Genomic DNA, 19,887 nt, shown 5'->3' with positions numbered 1-19,887 from the left:
GGGGTGGAACCGGAGCGGCGGGGGTGACGGACGGTCAGGCCCGCCGCAGCGCCTCGGTGAAGGCCTTCGCCCGGCGGGTGATCTCGGCCCAGTCCCCGGCCGCGACCGCGGCCGGGGGCACCACGTCGGTGCCCGCGCAGACGGCGAGCGCGCCGTGGGCCAGGAAGTCGGCGGCGTTGCCCGCGTTGACCCCGCCGGAGGCGACCAGCGGGACGCCCGGGTAGGGGCCCTGGAGGTCCTTGAAGTAGCCGGGGCCGAAGGCCTTGGCGGGGAAGATCTTCACGGCGGCGGCGCCCAGGTCCAGCGCGGCGGCCACCTCGGTCGGGGTGAGCGCACCGAGCAGGACGGGGGCGCCGGCCCGGTGGGCGGCCTCGGCCACCTCGGGCCGAAGGCCGGGGGTGACCAGGAAGCGGGCCCCGGCCTCCAGGGCCTCGGCGGCCTGGTCGGCGGTGAGCACGGTGCCCACCCCGACCGGGTGGCCGGCCGCCGCGGCCCGGGCCAGGTGGGTGGTCACCTCCGGGGTGGTGAAGGTGAGTTCGGTCCAGCCGATGCCGCCGGCCGCGAGCGCCTCGCAGAGCGCGGCGGCGTCGGGTATGTGCGGTGCGCGGACCACGGCGATCACCGGGTCCTCGGCGAGCGCGGCCCGCAGGCCGGCGGGGGAAGGCAGAACGGTGGTCATCGGGCTCGGGTCCCTTGTTCGGTGCGGCGCAGGGCCCGGCCGGGCAGCGCGCCGGTCGGTCGGCCCTGGGAGAGGACGGGGCGGCCGTTGACGTAGACGTACTCGATGCCGACGGCCGGGGTGCGGGGGTGGTCGAAGGTGGCCGCGTCCCGGACGGTCTCCGGGTCGAACAGCACCAGGTCGGCGTGGAAGCCGGGGCGGACCAGCCCGCGCCGGTCCAGCCGCAGCCGGCGGGCCGGGCGGCCGGTCATCCGGGTGACGGCCTGCTCCAGCGTCAGCACGCCCAACTCCCGCCCGTAGTGGCCGAGGTAGCGGGGGAAGGTGCCCCAGGCCCGGGGATGCGGGCGGGCGCCGACCAGCAGCCCGTCGCTGCCCGCGGTGTGCGCGGAGTGGGCCATCACGGCGCGGACGTTCTCCTCGTGGCCGACGTGCTGGAGGATGGTGGTGGCGAGGCGGTCCGCGATCAGCAGGTCGAGGAACACCTCGGTGCCGGACGTCCCGGCGGCGTCCGCGAGTTGGGCCACCGTACGGCCCACCCGGTCGGCCAGCGCGGGCTCGCCGACGCCGGAGACCTGGATGGTCTCCCAGTCGGTGACCACCCCGTGGCAGCCGTCGCTGCCCTTCTCCTCGACCTCGATCCGCACGCCCTCCCGGACGGCCGGGTCGGCCAGCCGGGCCAGGGTCGCGTCCGGGCCGCCTTCGGTGGCCCAACTCGGCAGCAGGGCGGCCAGGGTGGTGGAGCCGGGCAGGTAGGGGTAGCTGTCCAGGGTGAGGTCCACCCCGTCGGCCAGCGCCCGGTCCACCAGCTCCAGCAGCTCGCCGGCCCGGCCCCGGTTGACGCCGAAGTTCATCGTGGCGTGGGTCAGGTGCAGCGGGCAGCCGGACCGTGCGGAGATCTCCACCATCTCCGCGTAGCCCTCCAACGCACCTGCTCCGTAGGAGCGCTGGTGCGGCGCGTGGAAGCCGCCGTAGTGCGCGACCACCTCGCAGAGCGAGACCAGTTCCTCGGTGTCCGCGTACATCCCCGGGGTGTAGGTCAGGCCGGTGGACAGGCCCACGGCGCCCTCGGCCATCCCCTGCGCCAGCGTCCCGCGCATCCGGCTGAGCTCGGCCGGGGTCGGCGGGCGGTTCTCCCAGCCCATCGCCAGCATCCGCAGCGAGCCGTGCGGCACCAGGTAGCAGGCGTTCACCGCGATGCCGGCGTCGAGGCGGTCCAGGTACTGGCCGACGCTGCGCCAGCTCCAGTCGAAGCCCTCGGGGTCGCCGTTCCAGCCCGCGAGCTGGCGGCGCAGGGCGGGGAGGGTGGCGTCGTCCACGGGGGCGTAGGAGAGGCCGTCCTGCCCGAGCACCTCGCAGGTGACGCCCTGGGTGACCCGCGAGGGGTGGGCGGGCTCGGCCAGCAGCCGCAGGTCGGAGTGCGCGTGCATGTCGATGAAGCCGGGCGCCAGCACCAGGCCGTCGGCGTCGATCACCTGACGGGCGCTCAGGCCGGGGCCGATCTCCTCGATCAGCCCGTCGGTGACGGTGACGTCGGCCCGGTACCGGTCGGCGCCGCTGCCGTCGACGACGGTGGCGCCGCGGAAGAGCAGGTCGGCCATCAGAAGAAGGTCCGCACCAGGTCGACCACCTGAGGCTCGTCGGCGTCGGCGTCGTCCAGCACCGGGATGAGCTGCCACTTGTCGAAGGCGGTGCACGGGTGCGAGAGGCCGAGGCGGACCACCGCGCCGACCGGGGCGGCCTCGCCGGCGTCGCGCAGGAAGGCGTGCTGGTCGTTCAGTGCGGTGACCGTGGCGCCCTTCAACTCATCTCCGCCCCTGACGAGTTGCGGCTCGGGCAGACCCTCGTCGTACGGGAGGTCGCGCTTGCCGCCGTCCAGCAGGCTCAGCTGCGGTTCGGGGTGCGAGACCACCCGGGCCCAGCCGTGCATGGCGGAGCGGAACGGGCGGCCCCGGCCGTCCCGGGCCAGCGGGGAGATGCCCCGGTAGAAGCCGTCGTCGTGCACCAGGTAGGCGCCGGAGCGCAGCACCAGCGGGGCGCCGCCGACCTCCCGGGCGACCGGGGCCAGCTCCTCCACCACGGTGTCGAAGTAGGCGCTGCCGCCGGCCGTCACCAGGGGGTGCGGGCCGGGGTAGTCGTCGGCCAGCGAGCGGTGCAGGTAGGCGAGTTGGCGAAGGTAGTCGCGGACGGTGTCCAGCCCTGCGCGGCTCGCGTCGTGGGCCAGGGCGCCCTCGTAGCCGCAGACCCCGGCGAGCCGCAGGGCGGGGGAGCGGAGCACCTCGGCGGCCACCTCCAGGGCCTCCGGGACGCCGCGGGCGCCGGTGCGGCCGTGCGGGCCGCCGAGCTCGACCAGCACCTCCACCGGCCGCTCGGCGGCGGTGGTGCGCAGCGCCCGGTCCATCAGCCGCACGCTCGCCACCGAGTCCACCCAGGAGACCACCGCGAAGTCCGGGTCGGCCGCCAGCTCGCCCGCCAGCCAGGCCAGGCCGGCCGGGTCGAGCAGGGTGTTGGCCAGCAGCACCCGCTGCACGCCGAAGGCCCGGGCGACCCGGAGCTGGGAGAGGTTGGCCAGGGTGATGCCGTGGCAGCCCGCCTCGATCTGGGACTGCCAGAGGGCGGGGGCCATGGTGGTCTTGCCGTGCGGGGCCAGTGCGACCCCGGCCTCGTCGCACCAGGCCGCCATGGTGCGCAGGTTGTGCGCCAGGGCGCCCGCGTCGAGCGTGAGCATCGGGGTGCCGAGCTGGGTCAGGCGCGGCCCGGTGGCCAGGTACTCACGGGCCGTCAGGCCCCAGGCGGCAGGCGGCAGTGCCTTGAACCGCCAGTCGAGCCGCTCCTCGGCCAGGGCGGCCACCAGGCCGCCGTCGATCCCCGGTCCCTCGACGCTGGTGGCGTAGCACTGCGGGCCCACTGCTGTACCTCCGGTGAAAGTTGCAACATGTGCAACGGTGATTGCGCATGTTGGTATGACGGTTCTAGCATTCGGGCCGGGCGCAGTCAACGGACCGCCCGGTCACAGGGGAGTGCACACCATGACTGTTCACCACGCGGGCGTCGGAGCGGCCCAAGCGGTCTGCCTCGGTGAGTCGATGGCCGTGCTGCTGCCGGACCGTCGGGGACCGCTGGACACCGTCACCTCCTTCGCCCCCGCCGTCGGCGGCGCCGAGTCCAACGTGGCCTGTGCGCTGGCCGCCCTCGGGGTCTCCGCCGCCTGGGTCAGCCGGGTCGGCGCCGACGGCTTCGGCCGCCGCCTCACCGAGGAGCTGGCGGCCCGCGGCGTGGACGTCTCCGGCGTGCTCACCGACCCCGAGCGGGCCACCGGCGTCTACCTCAAGGAGACCGGCGGCACCGACCACCCGCACGACCTCGGCCCCGGCCGCAGCCGCCTGCACTACTACCGCAACGGCTCCGCCGCCTCCGCCCTCTCCCCGGCCGTGCTCGCCGAACCGGCCGTCGCCCGGCTGCTCGACGGCGCCCGGCTGCTCCACCTCTCCGGCATCACCCCCGCGCTCTCCGACGGCTGCCTGGCGCTGGTCCGCGCCCTGCTCGCCGACCGCCGCCCCGGACGCCTGGTCAGCTTCGACCTCAACTGGCGCCCGGCCCTGTGGCGGGACCGCGACCCGGCCGTGCTGCCCGCCCTGCTGGACGCCGCCGACGTGCTGCTGCTCGGCGCCGACGAGGCCGAGGCCGCCTTCGGCGCGGGCGAGCCCGGGAAGCTGCGCGAGCTCTTCCCCTCACCCGGGGTGCTGGTGGTCAAGGACGCCGCCCACCAGGCGAGCGAGGTGGGCAAGGACGGCAGCGCCGTCACCGAACCCGCGCTGGCGGTGGAGGTGCTGGAGCCGACCGGCGCCGGGGACGCCTTCGCGGGGGGCTACCTGGCGGGCACCCTGCGGGGGCTCGGCGGACGCGGGCGGCTGAGGCTCGGTCACCTCTGCGCCGCCTCCGCCCTCACCACCCCCGGGGACCACGGCGTGCTGCCGCCCGAGCGGGTGATCAGCGCCCTGCTCGCCGCCTCCGCGGAGGAGTGGGCCGCGACCCGGGTGACGGCGGATGGCATCGTGTCCCCTGTCCTGCCCTGACGTGCACCACGGAGCCCGAGCCACCATGAACCAGACCGCCGTGAACCCGACATGAGCCAGACCGTCACCCGCGCCCTGCGCCTGCTCGCCGAACTCGGCGAGGGCGAACGCTCCCTGGACCAGCTCGCCGAACTGATCGGGGTGCACAAGACCACCGTGCTCCGCCTGCTCCAGTCCCTGGAGGAGGAGCGCTTCGTCTACCGCGACGCCGCCTACCGCTACCACCTGGGCGCCGGCCTGTTCGCCCTGGCCGGGCTCGCCCTGGAGCAGCGCGGCATCCGCGCCGTGGCCGCCCCCCACCTGCGCGAGCTCAACGCCGCCACCGGCCAGACCGTCCACCTGGCCGCCTACGAGGGCGGCGAGGTGGTCTACATCGACAAGTACGACTCCCGGCACCCCGTGCGGATGTACTCCCGGGTCGGCCTGCGGGCCGCCCTGCACAACACCGCCGTGGCCAAGGTCCTGCTCGCCGACCTCCCGCTCGCCGAGCGGCGCCGGGTGGTGGAGACGATCGAGTACACCCGCCACACCCCCCGCACCATCACCGACCCGGCCGCCCTGCTCGCCGAGCTGGACACCGTCGCCGCCCAGGGCTGGGCCCAGGACCACGCCGAGCACGAGTCCTTCATCAACTGCGTGGCCGCGCCCGTCCGGGACGCCACCGGGCGGGTGGTCGCGGCCGCCTCCATCTCGGTGCCCGACGTGGTGCTCCCGTACGAGCGGGTGCTGGAGCTGGTGCCGCAGCTGCGCGCCACCGCCGCCGCCATCTCGGCCGACGCCGGGCTGCCCCCCAAGACCCCCTGATGGTTCCTCAGCAAGGAGACTGACCGCATGTCCCAGAAGACCGAGATCCGCACCGACGGCGCCCCCGCCCCCGCCTGGATGTTCTCCCAGGGCGTCCGCAAGGGCCCGATCCTCCAGGTCTCCGGCCAGGGCCCGCAGGACCCGGCCACCGGCGAGTACCTCCACCACGGCGACGTGAAGGCGCAGACCCGCCGCACCCTGGAGAACGTCAAGGCGATCGTCGAGGCCGGCGGCGGCACCGTGGAGGACGTGGTGATGTTCCGCGTCTACCTCACCAAGCGCTCCGACTTCGCGCTGATGAACGAGGTCTACGCCGCCTTCATCGAGGAGAACGTCAAGCCGGGCGGGGTGAAGCCCTGCCGCACCACGATCTTCTGCGAGCTGCCGCAGGAGCCGATGCTGGTCGAGATCGACGCCCAGGCCGTGCTCGACTGACGGCGGCTCAGGGCCCCGCTCAGAACACCGGGACGCCGTCCGGCCCGGCGGGCGGCACCCAGCCGACCGCCGAGGCCCGGTGCTCCGTGAAGGCGGACAGCGCGTCCTTCTCGGCCAGGCGCCGCTGCACCCGGACGAAGTGCCCGGGATCCCGCAGGTAGGCGCAGAACACCAGCCCCTCGTCCCCCGGGCCGTCCCGGTACCCGTAGCCGAGGCGGAGCATCCGGGCGCCGCCGTCCTGGCGGGGGCTGGCCAGCCGGACGTGCGAGGTGGCGGGCACCACGTAACGGCCGTCCGGGTACTTGGCGTACAGGTCCGGCTCGTCCTGCTCGACGCTGCCGCCGAGCGGGGCGCCGTCCTCCCGGCGGCGGCCGAACACCTCCTCCTGACGCTCCGTCGGGAGGTCGGTGAAGCCGGCCACGTCCATCGCGATCCGCCGGTACACCAGGTGGCAGCCGCCCGCGTACGGGCCGTCCGCGAGCCAGATCCGGTCCCGTTCGGCCGGAGCCGGGTTGGCGGTGCCGTCCTTGAAGCCGAACAGGTTGCGCGGCGTCTCGCCGGGCGCGGTCGGCGGCAGCTGCCCGGCCTGCCGCCACCGCGGCGTCAGCAACCCGGCCGCCCGGCCGTCCAGCACCGCCGCCGCGCCGTCGAGCTGCTCGGGCCCCTCGGCCCCGCAGAGCTGGACCAGCACGTCCGCGCCGCTGCGCGCCGGGTCCAGCCGGTCGCCCGGGAAGGGCGGCAGCTCGGCCAGGGCGGGGGCCGCCAGCGGCAGGCGGTGCAGCGCGCCCGGGCCGAGGGCCAGCGCGGCGCGCGGGCTCCCGTCCAGGGCCCTGGTCCAGGCCGCGACCAGGGCGCGCAGCGCGGCCGCGCCGGCGCTGCCGGTGACCGCCTCCGGGAGGTCGTAGGCGAGCACCAGGGTGTGGGGCGACTGCGGCTCGGTGAGCAGGAGTTGGGGCCGCACGGCGGGCGAGGGCTCCGGCGGGGGCGGCGCCCCGGCCGTCGTCCTGGCGGCCCGGGGCGCGCTGGCGGCGAGGGCGGCACCGGCGGTCAGGGCGGCGGCGCCGCCCAGGACCAGGCGCCGGGGGAGCGGCGGGCGGGGGGACGGGGAGGAGTGCACGGTGGCGATTGAACCCCCTGGGCGGGACGGCTGCGAGCCGTGCGCGGCCGTCGTGTCGTCGGGAGCGGCCGGTGCACGCCGGGGCGCCGGTCCCCGGGGCGGTGCGGGAGCGCGGGCGTCCGGGCGCCGGGGCGTTCCCGTCGGCCCACCCCGGGCGGTGAGGGATTCCGCCCGTCCGGACGAGCGTGCGCTCGCCCGGACGGGAGCTCACGGTGAGGGCGCGGGCGTGGGCTGCCCGGCGACCTCCCACGGCGTGGCCGGTACCCGCTGCGCTGCCCGACGCTCCGTCAGGTCCACCGTCACCGGCCGCGGCAGGCCGTCCACCCGCAGCTGGAACCTGCGCAGGTTCCCGTCGCCGTCCACCCAGTAGGAGAGCCGGGCCCCGCCGTCGGCGGCCCCCTTGGGCAGCGGCCCCGAGAACACCCCGTAGAGGTGGCCGCCGTCCAGCCGCTCGTCGCGCAGCCAGCGGGCGCCGGACTGGGCGAGCAGCTGGGCGTTGTCGGGGCGGTCGGCGCCGAGGACCATCAGGACCCGCAGCGCCGCGTCCAGCGGGTCGGTGGTGTACGCGCGGGCCGACCAGGCGGTGGGCGGCATCGACTCCGCCGCGTGCGCCGCCTCCGGCAGGGTCCTCCGGTTCCCGTCCGGGGCCACGCCCAGACCGGTGGTGTCCCAGGCGATCAGCCCCGCCGCCCCGGTGGCCGACTCGTACGCCCCGACCGCGTGCCCCGTCCGGTAGTCCACCAGCCCGCGCACCTTCGTCCCGGCCTCGCCGTCCGGCACCTCCACCTCGACCACGACCGGGCTCGCCGTGTAGCTGGTCAGCCGGGACAGGGCCAGCCGCGCCGCCTCGTCGGTGGTCACCGGCCGGCTCGGAGCCGCCCCGCCGCCCCGGGCCGCCACCCCGCCCACCACCGCCGCGGCCACCAGGCCCGCCCCGGCCACCACCACTGCCGTCCTCCTGCCGCGCACCGCACACCCCTCGCCTCTCGCCTGCCGGGCCGTCAGTTCAGCGCCCGGCGGTCGGCGCGGCAAAGGAACGCGCCCCGTACGGCGGCCGGTTCACCCGCTCGGGCCCCGTACGGCGGAGGCGTCGAGCAGGACCTGGTTCCTGGTCCAGCAGTCGGACGTCCGGGTGCCGACCTCGGCGCCGCAGGCCGCGCAGACCAGATTGGGCCCGTTCAGACCGTCGAGCCGGCAGCAGCCGTCGAGGCGGTCCTCGTCCGGGTGGAGTGCCGCGCCCGGCAGGTCGTCCGGGTTCAGCACGAAGCACCCCGCCGCCTCGTCGACCGTGAACGTGCCCGGCGCCATCACCGGCTTCGCGGTCCCGCGCCGGTCCCGCTGCCCGGCGTCACGGGCGGGCCGGGCCCGGCGGAGCGCGGTGGTCAGCGGCGCGGCGCAGGCCGAGCAGGTGAAGACGGTCATCCGGCCATTCTGCCCGCCCGCTGTCCTCGGCTCGCGGCTCGCGGCTCACTGCTCACGGGGCGAGCAGCTCCGACGACAACTCTCCGAGTACCTCGCGGAGCACCGGTCCACCCCGTACGCCTGGAGGCGTCCCTCAACTCTCCTGTGAGGATCCTCTCCTGACGCACCGACAGCCATCCCCCGAGGTCTGTCGGTGCCCCGCCGTACGGTCCCGGCATGGATACCACCACCGCCCCCGCAGGGGCCCGCACCTGGCCCGACGCCGTCGGACACCCCGGTCTGGACGGTGCCCCCGTCACCTGGGTCACCCCCGCCCTCCGGGACGCGCTCGCCGCGCTGGCCGCCCACCTCGATCCGCTCTCCACCGCGGCCGACCCCGACGCCGGTGCCTGCGACGCGCTCCGACTGGTGCTCGCCGCCGCCTACGACACCGGTGACCCCGGCGAACCGCGCGGCCAGCTCTACGTCACCCCCGCCGTCGCCCAACTCGGCCACCGGCCCGTCTGGATCCACCGCTCCCGCCCGGGCGGCCCCCTCACCGCTCGCTTCCCCACCGACCCCTGGCCGGACTGACGCCCGGTCAGTCGCCCCGCAGGCGGGTGGCGATGGCCCGGGCGCAGGCCGGTGCGGGGGTGCGGGTCGTGTCGACCTCCAGGTCGTAGCGCACGCCCACGTGCACCGGCCCCGCCTGGGAGGCCGCCATCCCGGTGACCCGGTCGCCGCGCAGCCGCTCCCGCCGGGCGGCCTCCTCGGGCTCGCAGCGGACCCCGACCCAGAGCGCGTCCATCCCCTCCAGGGCCTGCTGCCAACGGAGTTGGGACTCGGCCCCGCCCAGGAACACATCGTCCACCACGACCCGCGCCCCGGCCCGGGCCGTCGCCACCACCCCCGCCATCCAGGCCGCCTCCAGCACCCGGAACCCGGCCCCGACCTCCACCCCGCCGTCCTCGGCGAAGGCGATCCCCTCCTCCCCCTCCCGCAGCCGCGCGGGCAGCGCCTCGACGAACCCGTCGATCCCGAACGCGAGCCAGGGCTCGGGCAGGGCCGCCTGCAGCTCCCGCACGATGCTCGACTTCCCGGAGCTGGAGCCGCCGTTGAGGATGATCACCCGAATCGTCATGCCTCCACCGTAGGCGCCGCCCGGGCCGGTCCGGACTCCTCGCGGAAGGTTTCGCGGTACGTGCGCGGCGGGACCCCGACGTGCGCCTTGAACAGGGCCCGGAAGTTGGCCGGGGTGCCCAGGCCGCAGCGGCGGGCGACGGCCTCGACGGTGAGGTCGCCGGAGGTGAGGAGTTCGCGGGCGCGGGCGAGCCGGGCGTCGAGCAGCCAGCGCATGGGCGGCTGGCCGGTGTCGGCGTGGAAGCGGCGGATCAGGGTCCGCCGGGACAGACCGGCCCGGTGCGCCAACTGGTCCACGGTGAGCGGTCGGTGGAGGTGGCGCAGCGCCCAGTCGTACAGGTCGGGGACGGACGAGGACCGGGGCCGCACCGGCAGGTCGATGAACTGGGCCTGGCCGCCGGTGCGGTGCGGGGCCGCCACCAGCATGCGGGCCTGACGGTTCGCCAGGTGCGGGCCGTGGTCGCGGCGGATGAGGTGGAGGCACAGGTCCAGGCCGGCGGAGACGCCGCCCGAGGTGAGGACCTGGCCCTCGTCGACGTACAGCTCCTCGGGTACGACCGTCACCCGCGGGTACCGCCTGGCCAGCTCGCGCGCGTACAGCCAGTGGGTGGTGGCCCGGCGGCCGTCGAGCAGGCCGGCGGCGGCGAGGGCGAACGCACCGGTGCAGATGGACGCGATGCGGGCGCCGCGGGCCGCCGCCTCCGCCAGTGCGCCGGTCACCGCGGCACCGGGCACGGTCGACTCGTGGAAGCCCGGGACGATCACGGTGTCGGCGGACGCCAGGCGGTCCAGACCGTGGGCGACGTGCAGGGCGGGGCCGCCGTGCACCTGGACGGGGCCGGGCCTCTCCGAGCAGACCGAGAGGGTGTAGGGCCCGTCCGGCCAGCTCCCGAAGGTCTGCCAGGGGATTCCGAGGTCCAGGGCGAGGACGTTCTCGAGGGCGAGCACGACCACGTGGTGCGTCCCGCCCGAGCGCTGACCGGTCATGGCACGATGCTAGCGGTGCATGGCACCCGTGCCACTGACGGAAGGGCTCACCGCGCTCCTAGGGTCGCCTCATGGACACCGAAGACCGCATCCTGCCGATGCTTCCGGACACTCCCGTCACCCGTGCCGCCCTCGACCTCGTCCGGTCGTGCGAGAGCGCGCCCGTTGCGAACCACAGCATCCGCAGCTACCTGTTCGCCGCGCTGGCGGCCGAACACGAGGGGCTGAAGGCCGGTGCCGACTTCGACGCCGAACTCCTCTTCCACGCCTGCGTCCTGCACGACCTCGGCGCCTCGACCTCGGCGCCAGGGCTGGCGCGCTTCGAGGTCGAAGGCGCCGACATGGCCGCCCGCTTCCTCACCGAGCACGGCTACGGGGCCGATCGGACCGACCTGGTCTGGGAGGCGATCGCCCTGCACAGCTCGGGTGGCATCGCCGAACGCCGGGGCGCCCTGGCGTACCTGACCCGGCGGGGCGTCGGCCTGGACTTCGGCGTCGGCAGCGAGTTCGTCACCGACGCCCAGGGCGAGGCGCTCCACGGCCGGTACCCGCGACTGGACATGGCCACCGCGCTGGTGGACGACATCGTCCGGCAGGCCGCCCGGTCGCCGGAGGCCGGTGCCCGCTACACCCTTCCCGGCGAGTTCCTCCGCGAGCGCGGCGAACCGGGCGGCGTCACCGCCGTCGAACGCGCGGCGCGGGCCTCGCGCTGGGGCTCCTGACGGTAGGTCGGCCGGGCGGCGCCCACGGGTGGGTGGGCGCAGCAGAGCGGGCGCGGGGGCACCGGTCGGTGCCTCCGCGCCCGCTCATTCGCGGTGGTTCGGGGTTCAGGCCTTGCGGCGCCGGTGACGGAGGGTCAGGAGGAGGACCAGGCCCGCGGTGGTGAGGGCGGTCGCGAGGAGGGTGAGGAGGGTGGTGGGGGTGCCGCCGGTCTTGGGGAGGGGCTTCTTGGGCTCCTTCGGCTTCTTGGGCTCGTCCGGGGGCGGCGGGACGCGGTCGTTGTCGACGGTGACGGTGGTGGAGGCCTCCGGGCCGGTGGTGGTGAGGGTCAGTTCGGTGACGGGGGTGGCGGGGAGGCGGTAGCCGGCGGGCGCCGCGGTCTCCTGGGCGTAGTAGGTGCCCGGGAGGAGCGGGCCGAAGTGGCAGGCGCCGTCGGCGTCGGTGGCGCAGGGGCTGCCGACGCGGGTGTCGGTGTCGGTCTGGAGCCCGGCCGTGGAGTTGGTCTCCCGCCACAGCTGGAAGACGGCTCCGGCGAGCGCCGCGTGGGTGGCGGTGTCCCGCTTGAGGACGTGGACGAAGCCGGGGCGGGGCTCGTTGACGACGGTGACGGAGACGCCCTCGCGGTGGTTGTCCTTGGTGACGGTCAGCGGTCCGAAGACGGCGGGGGAGGGGAGCAGGTAGCCGGTCGGCGCCTGGATCTCCTGCCAGTAGTAGCTGCCGAGGAGGACCTCGGTGCTGCACCGGCCGTCGGCGGGGGTGGTGCAGGGGGTGCCGATCCTGGTGTCGGTGTCCGTCTGGAGGCCGGTGGTGCCGTTGGTGTCCTGCCAGAGCTGGAAGACCGCGCCGGGGAGGGCGTGGCCGTCGGGGGTCGTCTTCAGGACCACGACCCAGCCCTTGAGCGGGCGGTCGACGGCGGTGACGGTGACGCCCTGGTCGAAGTTGGCGATCGTCAGGACGAGCGGGCCGAACACGGGCTGGGCCGGGAGCTCGTACCCGTCGGGTGCCTGGGTCTCCTGCCAGTAGTAGGTGCCGATCGGGGTGGTGGCGAAGCACCGTCCGGTGTCGGGGGTGGTGCACGGGTCACCGACGCGGGTGTCGCCGTCCGGCTGGAGGCCGGGGGTGCCGTTGGTCTCGCGCCAGAGCTGGAAGACCGCGCCCGCCAGGACCTTTCCGTCCGGGTCGGTCTTGAGCACGCTGACCACCCCGGGGAGGGGCTGGTCGACGGCGGTGGTGCTCACGCCCTGCCGGTGGTTGGCGGGGGTGAGGGTGAGCGGTCCGAAGACGGCGGGGTCCGGGAGTTGGTAGCCGGGCGGGGCCTTGGTCTCCTGCCAGTAGTAGGTGCCGAGGCCGACGGTGGCGGTGCACTGGCCGGGAGGGCCGGTGGTGCAGGGGGTGCCGACCTTGGTGTCGGTGTCGGTCTGGAGGCCGGTGGTGCCGTCGGTGTCCTGCCAGAGCTGGAACTCGGCCCCGGCGAGCGGGGTGCTGCTCGGGTCGGTCTTGGTGACCTTCACCTGACCGGTCATCGGCTGGTCCACGGCGGTGACGGTGGCGCCGGCCGTGTAGGTGGCGGGTGTGAGGGCGAGCGGGCCGAAGACGGCCGGATCGGGGAGCTCGTAGCCGTCGGGGGCCTTGGTCTCCTGCCAGTAGTAGGTGCCGAGGCCGACGGTGCTGGTGCACCGGCCGTCGGCGGGGGTGGTGCAGGGGGTGCCGACCTTGGTGTCGGTCTCGGTCTGGAGGCCGGTGGTGCCGTTGGTGTCCTGCCAGAGCTGGAACTCGGCTCCGGCGAGGGTGTCACCGCCCGGGTTGGTCTTGAGGACGCTGACCTGACCGGTCATCGGCTGGTTCACCACGGTGATGGTGGCGCCGGCCTCCGCGTTGGCGGCGGTGATCTCCAGTGCGCGGGTGGTCCGTTGGACCGGCAGGATGTAGCCGTCCGGCGCCTTGGTCTCCTCCCAGTAGTACGTGCCGATCTCGACCTGCTGGGCGCACAGGCCGTCGGCCGCCGCCCTGCAGAGCTCACCGACCGTCAGGTCCGGCGTGCCGCCGTCCGGCTGGAGCCCGGCGCTGCCGTTGGTCTCCCGCCACAGACGGAACTCCGCGCCCTGGAGGATCCGGCCGGCGGGATCGGTCTTGAGGACCGTGACCCGGCCGCGGACGGGTTGGTCGACGGCGGTGGTGCTCACGCCCTGCTGGTGGTTGGTGGTGGTGAGGGTGAGGGGGCCGAAGACGGCGGGGTTGGGGAGGAGGTAGCCGGGTGGTGCCTGGGTCTCTTCCCAGTAGTAGGTGCCGAGGCCGACGGTGGTGGTGCACTGGCCGTTGGCGGGGGTGGTGCAGGGGGTGCCGATCTTGGTGTCGTCGGCTTGGAGGCCGGTGGTGCCGTTGGTGTCCTGCCAGAGCTGGAAGACGGCTCCGGCAAGGGCGTTGCCCTTGGGGTCGGTCTTGGTGACGGTGACGGCGCCGGTCATCGGCTGGTCGACGGCGGTGACGGCGGTGCCTGCCTGATAGGTGGTCAGGTCGAGCACCAGCGGTCCGAAGACGGCGGGGGAGGGGAGCAGGAAGCCGTCCGGGGCCTTGGTCTCCTGCCAGTAGTAGGTGCCGAGTTCGACGCTCGCGGTGCACTGGCCGTTGGCGGGAGTGGTGCAGGGGGCGCCGAGCTTGGTGTCCGGGGTGGCCCCGTCCTGCTGGAGCCCGTCGGTGCCGTTGGTCTCGTGCCAGAGCTGGAACTCGGCTCCGGCGAGGGTCTTGCCGGTGGGGTCGGTCTTGGTGACGGTGACGTTGCCCTTGACGGGTTGGTCGACGGCGGTGGTGCTGACGCCCTGTTGGTAGTTGGTGGTGGTGAGGGTGAGGGGGCCGAAGACGGCGGGGGTGGGGAGGAGGTAGCCGGGCGGGGCTTGGGTCTCTTCCCAGTAGTAGGTGCCGAGGCCGACGGTGGTGGTGCACTGGCCGTTGGCGGGGGTGGTGCAGGGGGTGCCGAGCTTGGTGTCGTCGGCCTGGAGACCGGTGGTGCCGTTGGTGTCCTGCCAGAGCTGGAAGACGGCTCCGGCCAGGGCGTTGCCCTTGGGGTCGGTCTTGGTGACGGTGACGGCGCCGGTCATCGGCTGGTTGACCGCGGTGACGGTGGCGCCTGCCTGATAGGTGGTCAGGTCGAGCACCAGGGGGCCGGCGACGGGTTGGGCGGGCAGCAGGTAGCCGTCGGGCGCCTTGGTCTCCTGCCAGTAGTAGGTGCCCAGCTCGACCGAGGTGGTGCACTGACCGGATGCCGGGGTGGTGCAGACGGTGCCCACGCGGGTGTCGGTGTCGGTCTGGAGGCCGGTGGTGCCGTTGGTGTCCTGCCAGAGCTGGAACTCGGCTCCGGCGAGGGTCTTGCCGGTGGGGTCGGTCTTGGTGACGGTGACGTTGCCCTTGACGGGTTGGTCGACGGCCGTGGTGCTGACCCCGGTTGTGTAGTTGGTGGTGGTGAGGGTGAGGGGTCCGAAGACGGCGGGGGTGGGGAGGACGAAACCGGGTGGTGCCTGGGTCTCTTCCCAGTAGTAGGTGCCGAGGCCGACGGTGGTGGTGCACTGGCCGTTGGCGGGGGTGGTGCAGGGGGTGCCGAGCTTGGTGTCGTCGGCTTGGAGGCCGGTGGTGCCGTTGGTGTCCTGCCAGAGCTGGAACACCGCGCCGGCCAGGAGGTTGCCCTTGGGGTCGGTCTTGGTGACGGTGACGGCGCCGGTCATCGGCTGGTCGACCGCAGTGGTGGTGACGCCCGCCTGATAGGTGGTCAGGTCGAGCACCAGGGGACCGAAGACGGCGGGCGAGGGGAGGAGGAAGCCCTCCGGTGCCTTGGTCTCCTGCCAGTAGTAGGTGCCCAACTCGACCGAGGTGGTGCACTGCCCGGAGGCCGGGGTCGTGCACGGGGCACCGACGGTGGTGTCCGGGGTGGCGCCGTCGGTCTGGAGGCCGGTGGCGCCGTTGGTCTCGTGCCAGAGCTGGAACTCGGCTCCGGCGAGGACGTTGCCGGTGGGGTCGGTCTTGGTGACGGTGACGTTGCCCTTCACCGGCTCGTTGACGGCGGTCGCCGTGACGCCCGCCTGGTAGTTGGCGGAGGTGAGGACCAGCGGGCCGAAGACGGGCTGAGCGGGGATCAGGTAGCCGTCGGGGGCCTTGGTCTCCTGCCAGTAGTACGTCCCGAGCTCCACGGTGGTGGTGCACTGGCCGTTGGCGGGGGTGGTGCAGGGGGCGCCGACCTTGGTGTCCGCGTCGGTCTGGAGGCCGGTGGTGCCGTTGGTGTCCTGCCAGAGCTGGAACACCGCGCCCGCCAGCAGGTTGCCCTTGGGGTCGGTCTTCACCACCGTGACCACACCGGTCATCGGCTGGTCGACGGCGGTCGCGGTGACTCCGGCGGTGTAGTTGGCGGAGGTCAACTCCAGCGGACCGAAGACGGGTTGGGCCGGGAGGAGGTACCCGTCGGGCGCCTTGGTCTCCTGCCAGTAGTACGTCCCGAGTTCGACCGTGGCGGTGCACTGGCCGTTGGCGGGGGTGGTGCAGACAGCACCGACGCGGGTGTCGGCGTCGGTCTGGAGTCCGGCGACGGAGTTGGTCTCGCGCCAGAGCTGGAACTGCGCCCCGGCCAGCACCTGACCACGCGGGTTGGTCTTGGTGACGGTGACGGCGCCGGTCATCGGCTGGTCGACGGCGGTGGTGGTGACGCCTGCCTGATAGGTGGTCAGGTCGAGCACCAGCGGGCCGAAGACGGCGGGCGAGGGGAGGAGGAAGCCCTCCGGTGCCTGGGTCTCCTGCCAGTAGTAGGTGCCGAGCTCGACCGAGGCGGTGCACTGGCCGTTGGCGGGGGTGGTGCAGACGGTGCCGACGCGGGTGTCGGCGTCGGTCTGGAGTCCGGCGACGGAGTTGGTCTCGCGCCAGAGCTGGAACTGCGCCCCCGCCAGCACCTGGCCCTTGGGGTCGGTCTTGGTCACCGTGACGCTGCCCTTCACGGGCTCGTCGACGGCGGTCGCGGTGACTCCGGCGGTGTAGTTGGTGGAGGTCAGGACGAGCGGGCCGAAGACGGGTTGGGCCGGGAGGAGGTAGCCGTCGGGTGCCTGGGTCTCCTGCCAGTAGTAGGTGCCCAGGCCGACCGTGGCGGTGCACTGGCCGTTGGCGGGGGTGGTGCAGGGGGTGCCGACCTTGGTGTCGGTGTCGGTCTGGAGTCCGGGGGTGGAGTTGGTCTCGCGCCAGAGCTGGAACTGGGCCCCCGCCAGCACCTGCCCGGCCGGGTCGGTCTTGGTGACCGTCACCCGGCCGGTCATCGGCTGGTCGACGGCGGTGACGGTCACGCCCGCCTGGTAGGTGGCCGTGGTCAGGACGAGCGGGCCGAAGACGGCGGGCGAGGGGAGGAGGAAGCCGTCGGGGGCCTGGGTCTCCTGCCAGTAGTAGGTGCCGAGTTCGACGGTGGCGGTGCACTGGCCGTTGGCGGGGGTGGTGCAGACGGTGCCGACGCGGGTGTCGGCGTCGGTCTGGAGTCCGGCGACGGAGTTGGTCTCGCGCCAGAGCTGGAACTGGGCCCCCGCCAGCACCTGCCCGGCCGGGTCGGTCTTGGTAACCGTCACGGCGCCGGTGAGCGGCTGGTCGACCGCGACGGTGGTGACGCCCGACTGGTAGTTGGCGGAGGTGAGGACCGCCGGGCCGAAGACGCTGGGCGTCGGGAGCGAGTAGCCGTCCGGGGCCTGGGTCTCCTGCCAGTAGTAGGTGCCCAGTTCGACCGTGGCTGAGCACTGCCCGGAGGCGGGGGTGGTGCAGGCGGTGCCGACCTTGGTGTCCGGGGTGGAGCCGGTGGCCTGGAGGCCTTCGGCGCCGTTGGTGTCCTTCCAGAGTTGGAAGACGGCGCCCGGGAGCACCTTGCCGCTCGGGTCGGTCTTGGTCACCGTCAGCACGCCGGTCATCGGTTGGTCCACGGCCGGGACGGTGACGCCCGCCTGGTAGTTGGCGGTGGTCAGGACGAGCGGGCCGAAGACGGGCTGAGCCGGCATCAGGTAGCCGGGCGGAGCCTGGGTCTCCTGCCAGTAGTAGGTGCCGAGCCCGACGGTGGCGGTGCACTGCCCGGAGGCGGGGGTGGTGCAGGGGGTGCCGACCCTGGTGTCCGGGCTCGCGCCGCTGCTCTGCAGCCCGGCGGTGGAGTTGGTCTCCTTCCAGAGCTGGAAGACCGCGCCCGGCAGCACCGTGCCCGCCGGGTCGGTCTTGGTGACCGTGACGGCGCCCTCGGGCTGGTTGAAGCCGAAGTCGTAGGTGTGGTTGTTCTGGCCCGGGCCGCCGGTGGTGACGGAGTACTCGGGGTAGGTGCCGCCGGGCGGGACCCGGCCGTCGCTGTCGATGAAGTCGTTGGTGCCCGCGTCCGCCCGGGTCGGGACCCACTGGAAGAGCGGGCCGCCGGAGGCGTAGTCGGCGGGCAGGTCGACCTTGACCGTGTACCGGGTGTTCGGCCTGAGGGTGCCCGCGACGTTGGAGTTGTCGAAGTAGTACTCGCCGCGCGCGGTGGTCCTCATGGTGCCGACGATCGCGCCGGTGGAGTCGTACAGCCGGACGGTGGCGCCGACCACCGGGTTCTCGCCCGGGTCCTGGATGCCGTCCTTGTCGACGTCGTACCAGACCCGGTTGCCGATCTGCAGCGGTGCCTCGTCGCACATCACCTCGAGGTCGGCCATCGAGCCGCCCTTGCCGAAGGCACTGGTGAGCCGGTTGCCCATCTGGGCGTTGGTCGAGGGGCTGCTGCCGTCACGGTTCACCCAGGCGGTGCCACCGGTGAAGGTGGTCACGTTGTCCGGGTCCAGGGCGGAGCTGGCGATCGTGGTCTCCACCTTGGAGAGCGCGATGCCGGAGTAGAGCGCGTTGTGGTGGAACGCGGTGCGCTGCTGGTCGTAGTAGCCGTCCCCCCGGGTGGTGTTGCCGCAGCCGAGGTTCTCGTGCATCACGTAGGTGGTGCCGCTGAGGCAGGCCCGGCTGAGCGCACCGCCGGACGACGGAGTGAGCAGACCGCCGCCGGCCACCGCCCGCTGAGCGTTGCCGATCTGGTCGCCGTAGCGGTCGCGGAAGCTCAGGATCAGCGAGCCGTCGGTGTCCACCACGATGTCGGAGAGCATCGGCTCGGGGTTGGACGAGTAGGTGTTGCCGCAGGTCGTCCCGTCCTGGGTGAGCGGGATGGTGTCCGACCACGGGTACCAGCCGTCGCCGTTGCAGGGGGCGACCGTGTACGTCACCGGGCGGGGGTAGTCGAGCCGCTGGTCGAGGATCACCGGTCCGAAGGTGCCCGCGACCGGGTCGAAGGTCCGTACGATCGCGCGCAGGTCGGACTTCCGCTGGGTCGACTCGCCCGAGCAGACGCCGCCGACGTAGACCATGCCGTCCTGCACGCCCAGGCCGTAAGGCCGCCAGTCACCGGCGGCCGGGCACGGGGTGGTCGGCGCCGGGATCGGGTAGACCGCCCGCGGTGCGGCGGCGGTCCGCTGGGTGGCGTCGTACCGGTAGAGCTGACGGTCCGCCAGGTTGACCACCCAGAGGTCCTGGCCGTCCTCCGAGACCTCGACGTCGCCCAGCGCCTCCTTGGCCACGGCCGGGGTGTAGGCCAGGTCCATGTTGGTGGCGAAGTTGTGTGCGGTGTTGTTGGTGTTCGGGACGGTGGCGAAGAGCGTGGTGGCGCCGGTCGAGCGGTCCGTCAGGTAGATCCCGCCGGTGCCGGCCGGGCCGTAGGCGGCGCCGCGGCGGGCCATGGCACCGCTGAAGATCCACCTCCGCTGCTTGCTGTACCCGATGCCGTAGACCGCGCCGGTCTGGACCTTGGTGGCCAGGTCGGTGGTCTGGTTGTTGTTGCCCCGCGCGCTGTAGGGAAAGGTCACCAGGGTCCGGGACTCGGTGTCGGCCGGGGTGGTGTCGCTGCGGATGCACGCCGTTACCAGGGGAGCGTTCTGCTGGCAGTAGTCGCCCGGGTTCCAGAACGCAGTGGTGTACGAGACGTTCCTGCCGCCCGAGAGGTCGACGAACTCCTCGGTGCTGCTCAGGTCGCCCGGCGCGGCGCTGAGGCCGCGGCGGTCGGCGAAGGCCGAGTACAGCACGCCCGGCTTGGGGTTGACCACCTGGACCCGGTACCTGCCGCCGGTCAGCGTGCTGCTGCCCGCGTTCAGGGTGACCTGGCCGTTGGCGCCGGTGGTGCCGCTGACGGTGGTGCCGGCGTCGTCGGTCAGGTTGACCGTCACACCGGACATGCCGGGCTCCAGGACGCTGTCGTACGCGCCGTTCCCGTTCACCTCGCGGACCACCCGGACGGTGACCGAGCCGTCCCCGGCGGCGGCCTCGGCACCGGGCACCCAGCCGCCGAGGTAGCCGGCGCAGAGGGCGAGGACGGTGAGGGCTGCTGCCCTCTTCGGCGGGCGGTACAGGGCGGACACAGGCGGTACCTGGGCCTTTCTCCGGACGGTGCTGTTCTCCGGAGAATGTCCTAAGAAATGAGACCCCTACTTTCTGAAACGCCGTCAAACCGTATTGTCGGACGCGCGTTTTCATCC

Annotated in this window: 14 protein-coding genes; 5 read left to right on the top strand and 9 right to left on the bottom strand. The window is 73.8% G+C overall.

The window, feature by feature from the left end:
* Positions 1–34 precede the first annotated feature (34 nt).
* Genes ACWCYY_RS30025 through ACWCYY_RS30015 form a run of 3 tightly spaced genes read right to left on the bottom strand, consistent with a single transcriptional unit; the run spans position 35 to position 3,584 of the window.
* Complete coding sequence (locus ACWCYY_RS30025) at positions 35–679, bottom strand: bifunctional 4-hydroxy-2-oxoglutarate aldolase/2-dehydro-3-deoxy-phosphogluconate aldolase (RefSeq protein ID WP_345282512.1); 645 nt, start codon at positions 677–679, stop codon at positions 35–37.
* Complete coding sequence (locus tag ACWCYY_RS30020) at positions 676–2,277, bottom strand: N-acyl-D-amino-acid deacylase family protein (protein ID WP_449797810.1); 1,602 nt, start codon at positions 2,275–2,277, stop codon at positions 676–678. The genes ACWCYY_RS30025 and ACWCYY_RS30020 overlap by 4 nt, the downstream gene beginning before the upstream one ends.
* Positions 2,277–3,584 (bottom strand): amino acid deaminase, encoded by a 1,308-nt coding sequence (locus tag ACWCYY_RS30015; protein ID WP_449797809.1) that lies wholly within the window; start codon positions 3,582–3,584, stop codon positions 2,277–2,279. The genes ACWCYY_RS30020 and ACWCYY_RS30015 overlap by 1 nt, the downstream gene beginning before the upstream one ends.
* Positions 3,585–3,705: 121 nt before the next feature.
* Between ACWCYY_RS30015 and ACWCYY_RS30010 the strand changes: the two genes are divergently transcribed.
* Genes ACWCYY_RS30010 through ACWCYY_RS30000 form a run of 3 tightly spaced genes read left to right on the top strand, consistent with a single transcriptional unit; the run spans position 3,706 to position 5,991 of the window.
* The gene (locus ACWCYY_RS30010) at positions 3,706–4,752 is read left to right on the top strand and encodes a sugar kinase (RefSeq protein ID WP_345282518.1); all 1,047 of its coding nucleotides are present in this window, start codon (positions 3,706–3,708) and stop codon (positions 4,750–4,752) included.
* A gap of 51 nt (positions 4,753–4,803) precedes the next feature.
* On the top strand, positions 4,804–5,556 hold the full coding sequence (locus ACWCYY_RS30005; protein WP_345282520.1) for an IclR family transcriptional regulator: 753 nt from the start codon (positions 4,804–4,806) through the stop codon (positions 5,554–5,556).
* Between the two features lie 27 nt (positions 5,557–5,583).
* Positions 5,584–5,991, top strand: a complete 408-nt coding sequence (locus ACWCYY_RS30000; protein ID WP_449797808.1) for a RidA family protein — start codon at positions 5,584–5,586, stop codon at positions 5,989–5,991.
* Positions 5,992–6,010: 19 nt separating this feature from the next.
* Here ACWCYY_RS30000 and ACWCYY_RS29995 read toward each other — a convergent pair whose 3' ends face one another.
* The 3 genes from ACWCYY_RS29995 to ACWCYY_RS29985 form a co-directional block, all read right to left on the bottom strand.
* On the bottom strand, positions 6,011–7,108 hold the full coding sequence (locus tag ACWCYY_RS29995; RefSeq protein WP_449797807.1) for a Dyp-type peroxidase: 1,098 nt from the start codon (positions 7,106–7,108) through the stop codon (positions 6,011–6,013).
* A gap of 207 nt (positions 7,109–7,315) precedes the next feature.
* On the bottom strand, positions 7,316–8,077 hold the full coding sequence (locus ACWCYY_RS29990; protein ID WP_449797806.1) for a hypothetical protein: 762 nt from the start codon (positions 8,075–8,077) through the stop codon (positions 7,316–7,318).
* Positions 8,078–8,167: 90 nt separating this feature from the next.
* Positions 8,168–8,530 carry a hypothetical protein gene (locus ACWCYY_RS29985; protein ID WP_380149738.1) on the bottom strand — a complete coding sequence of 121 codons (363 nt, stop codon included), beginning with the start codon at positions 8,528–8,530 and terminating at the stop codon, positions 8,168–8,170.
* A gap of 216 nt (positions 8,531–8,746) precedes the next feature.
* Here ACWCYY_RS29985 and ACWCYY_RS29980 point away from each other — a divergent pair, with 216 nt between their 5' ends.
* Positions 8,747–9,103: a hypothetical protein gene (locus ACWCYY_RS29980; protein ID WP_380149739.1), complete on the top strand. Its 357-nt coding sequence runs from the start codon at positions 8,747–8,749 to the stop codon at positions 9,101–9,103.
* A gap of 7 nt (positions 9,104–9,110) precedes the next feature.
* Here ACWCYY_RS29980 and cpt read toward each other — a convergent pair whose 3' ends face one another.
* On the bottom strand, positions 9,111–9,650 hold the full coding sequence (cpt, locus tag ACWCYY_RS29975; RefSeq protein WP_449797805.1) for a chloramphenicol phosphotransferase CPT: 540 nt from the start codon (positions 9,648–9,650) through the stop codon (positions 9,111–9,113).
* Entirely contained in the window at positions 9,647–10,636 is a 990-nt protein-coding gene (locus ACWCYY_RS29970) for a GlxA family transcriptional regulator (protein ID WP_449797804.1), read from the bottom strand. Before ACWCYY_RS29970 ends, cpt begins: the two co-directional genes overlap by 4 nt.
* A 71-nt stretch (positions 10,637–10,707) precedes the next feature.
* Here ACWCYY_RS29970 and ACWCYY_RS29965 point away from each other — a divergent pair, with 71 nt between their 5' ends.
* Positions 10,708–11,358, top strand: a complete 651-nt coding sequence (locus ACWCYY_RS29965; protein WP_449797803.1) for an HD domain-containing protein — start codon at positions 10,708–10,710, stop codon at positions 11,356–11,358.
* 105 nt (positions 11,359–11,463) lie between these two features.
* Here ACWCYY_RS29965 and ACWCYY_RS29960 read toward each other — a convergent pair whose 3' ends face one another.
* Positions 11,464–19,770 carry a SpaA isopeptide-forming pilin-related protein gene (locus tag ACWCYY_RS29960; RefSeq protein WP_449797802.1) on the bottom strand — a complete coding sequence of 2,769 codons (8,307 nt, stop codon included), beginning with the start codon at positions 19,768–19,770 and terminating at the stop codon, positions 11,464–11,466.
* Positions 19,771–19,887: the final 117 nt, after the last annotated feature.

The organism is Kitasatospora sp. NPDC001664 (genome assembly GCF_053596675.1).
This window is presented reverse-complemented; position numbering and strand designations above follow the sequence as displayed.

Bases quoted from the DNA above. Each gene is read 5' to 3' on its own strand.
- ACWCYY_RS30025 (WP_345282512.1), bottom strand. From the start codon at position 679: ATGACCACCGTTCTGCCTTCCCCCGCCGGCCTGCGGGCCGCGCTCGCC.
- ACWCYY_RS30005 (WP_345282520.1), top strand. From the start codon at position 4,804: ATGAGCCAGACCGTCACCCGCGCCCTGCGCCTGCTCGCCGAACTCGGC.
- ACWCYY_RS29985 (WP_380149738.1), bottom strand. From the start codon at position 8,530: ATGACCGTCTTCACCTGCTCGGCCTGCGCCGCGCCGCTGACCACCGCG.
- ACWCYY_RS29965 (WP_449797803.1), top strand. From the start codon at position 10,708: ATGGACACCGAAGACCGCATCCTGCCGATGCTTCCGGACACTCCCGTC.
- ACWCYY_RS29970 (WP_449797804.1), bottom strand. From the start codon at position 10,636: ATGACCGGTCAGCGCTCGGGCGGGACGCACCACGTGGTCGTGCTCGCC.
- ACWCYY_RS30020 (WP_449797810.1), bottom strand. From the start codon at position 2,277: ATGGCCGACCTGCTCTTCCGCGGCGCCACCGTCGTCGACGGCAGCGGC.
- ACWCYY_RS30010 (WP_345282518.1), top strand. From the start codon at position 3,706: ATGACTGTTCACCACGCGGGCGTCGGAGCGGCCCAAGCGGTCTGCCTC.
- cpt (WP_449797805.1), bottom strand. From the start codon at position 9,650: ATGACGATTCGGGTGATCATCCTCAACGGCGGCTCCAGCTCCGGGAAG.
- ACWCYY_RS30000 (WP_449797808.1), top strand. From the start codon at position 5,584: ATGTCCCAGAAGACCGAGATCCGCACCGACGGCGCCCCCGCCCCCGCC.
- ACWCYY_RS29980 (WP_380149739.1), top strand. From the start codon at position 8,747: ATGGATACCACCACCGCCCCCGCAGGGGCCCGCACCTGGCCCGACGCC.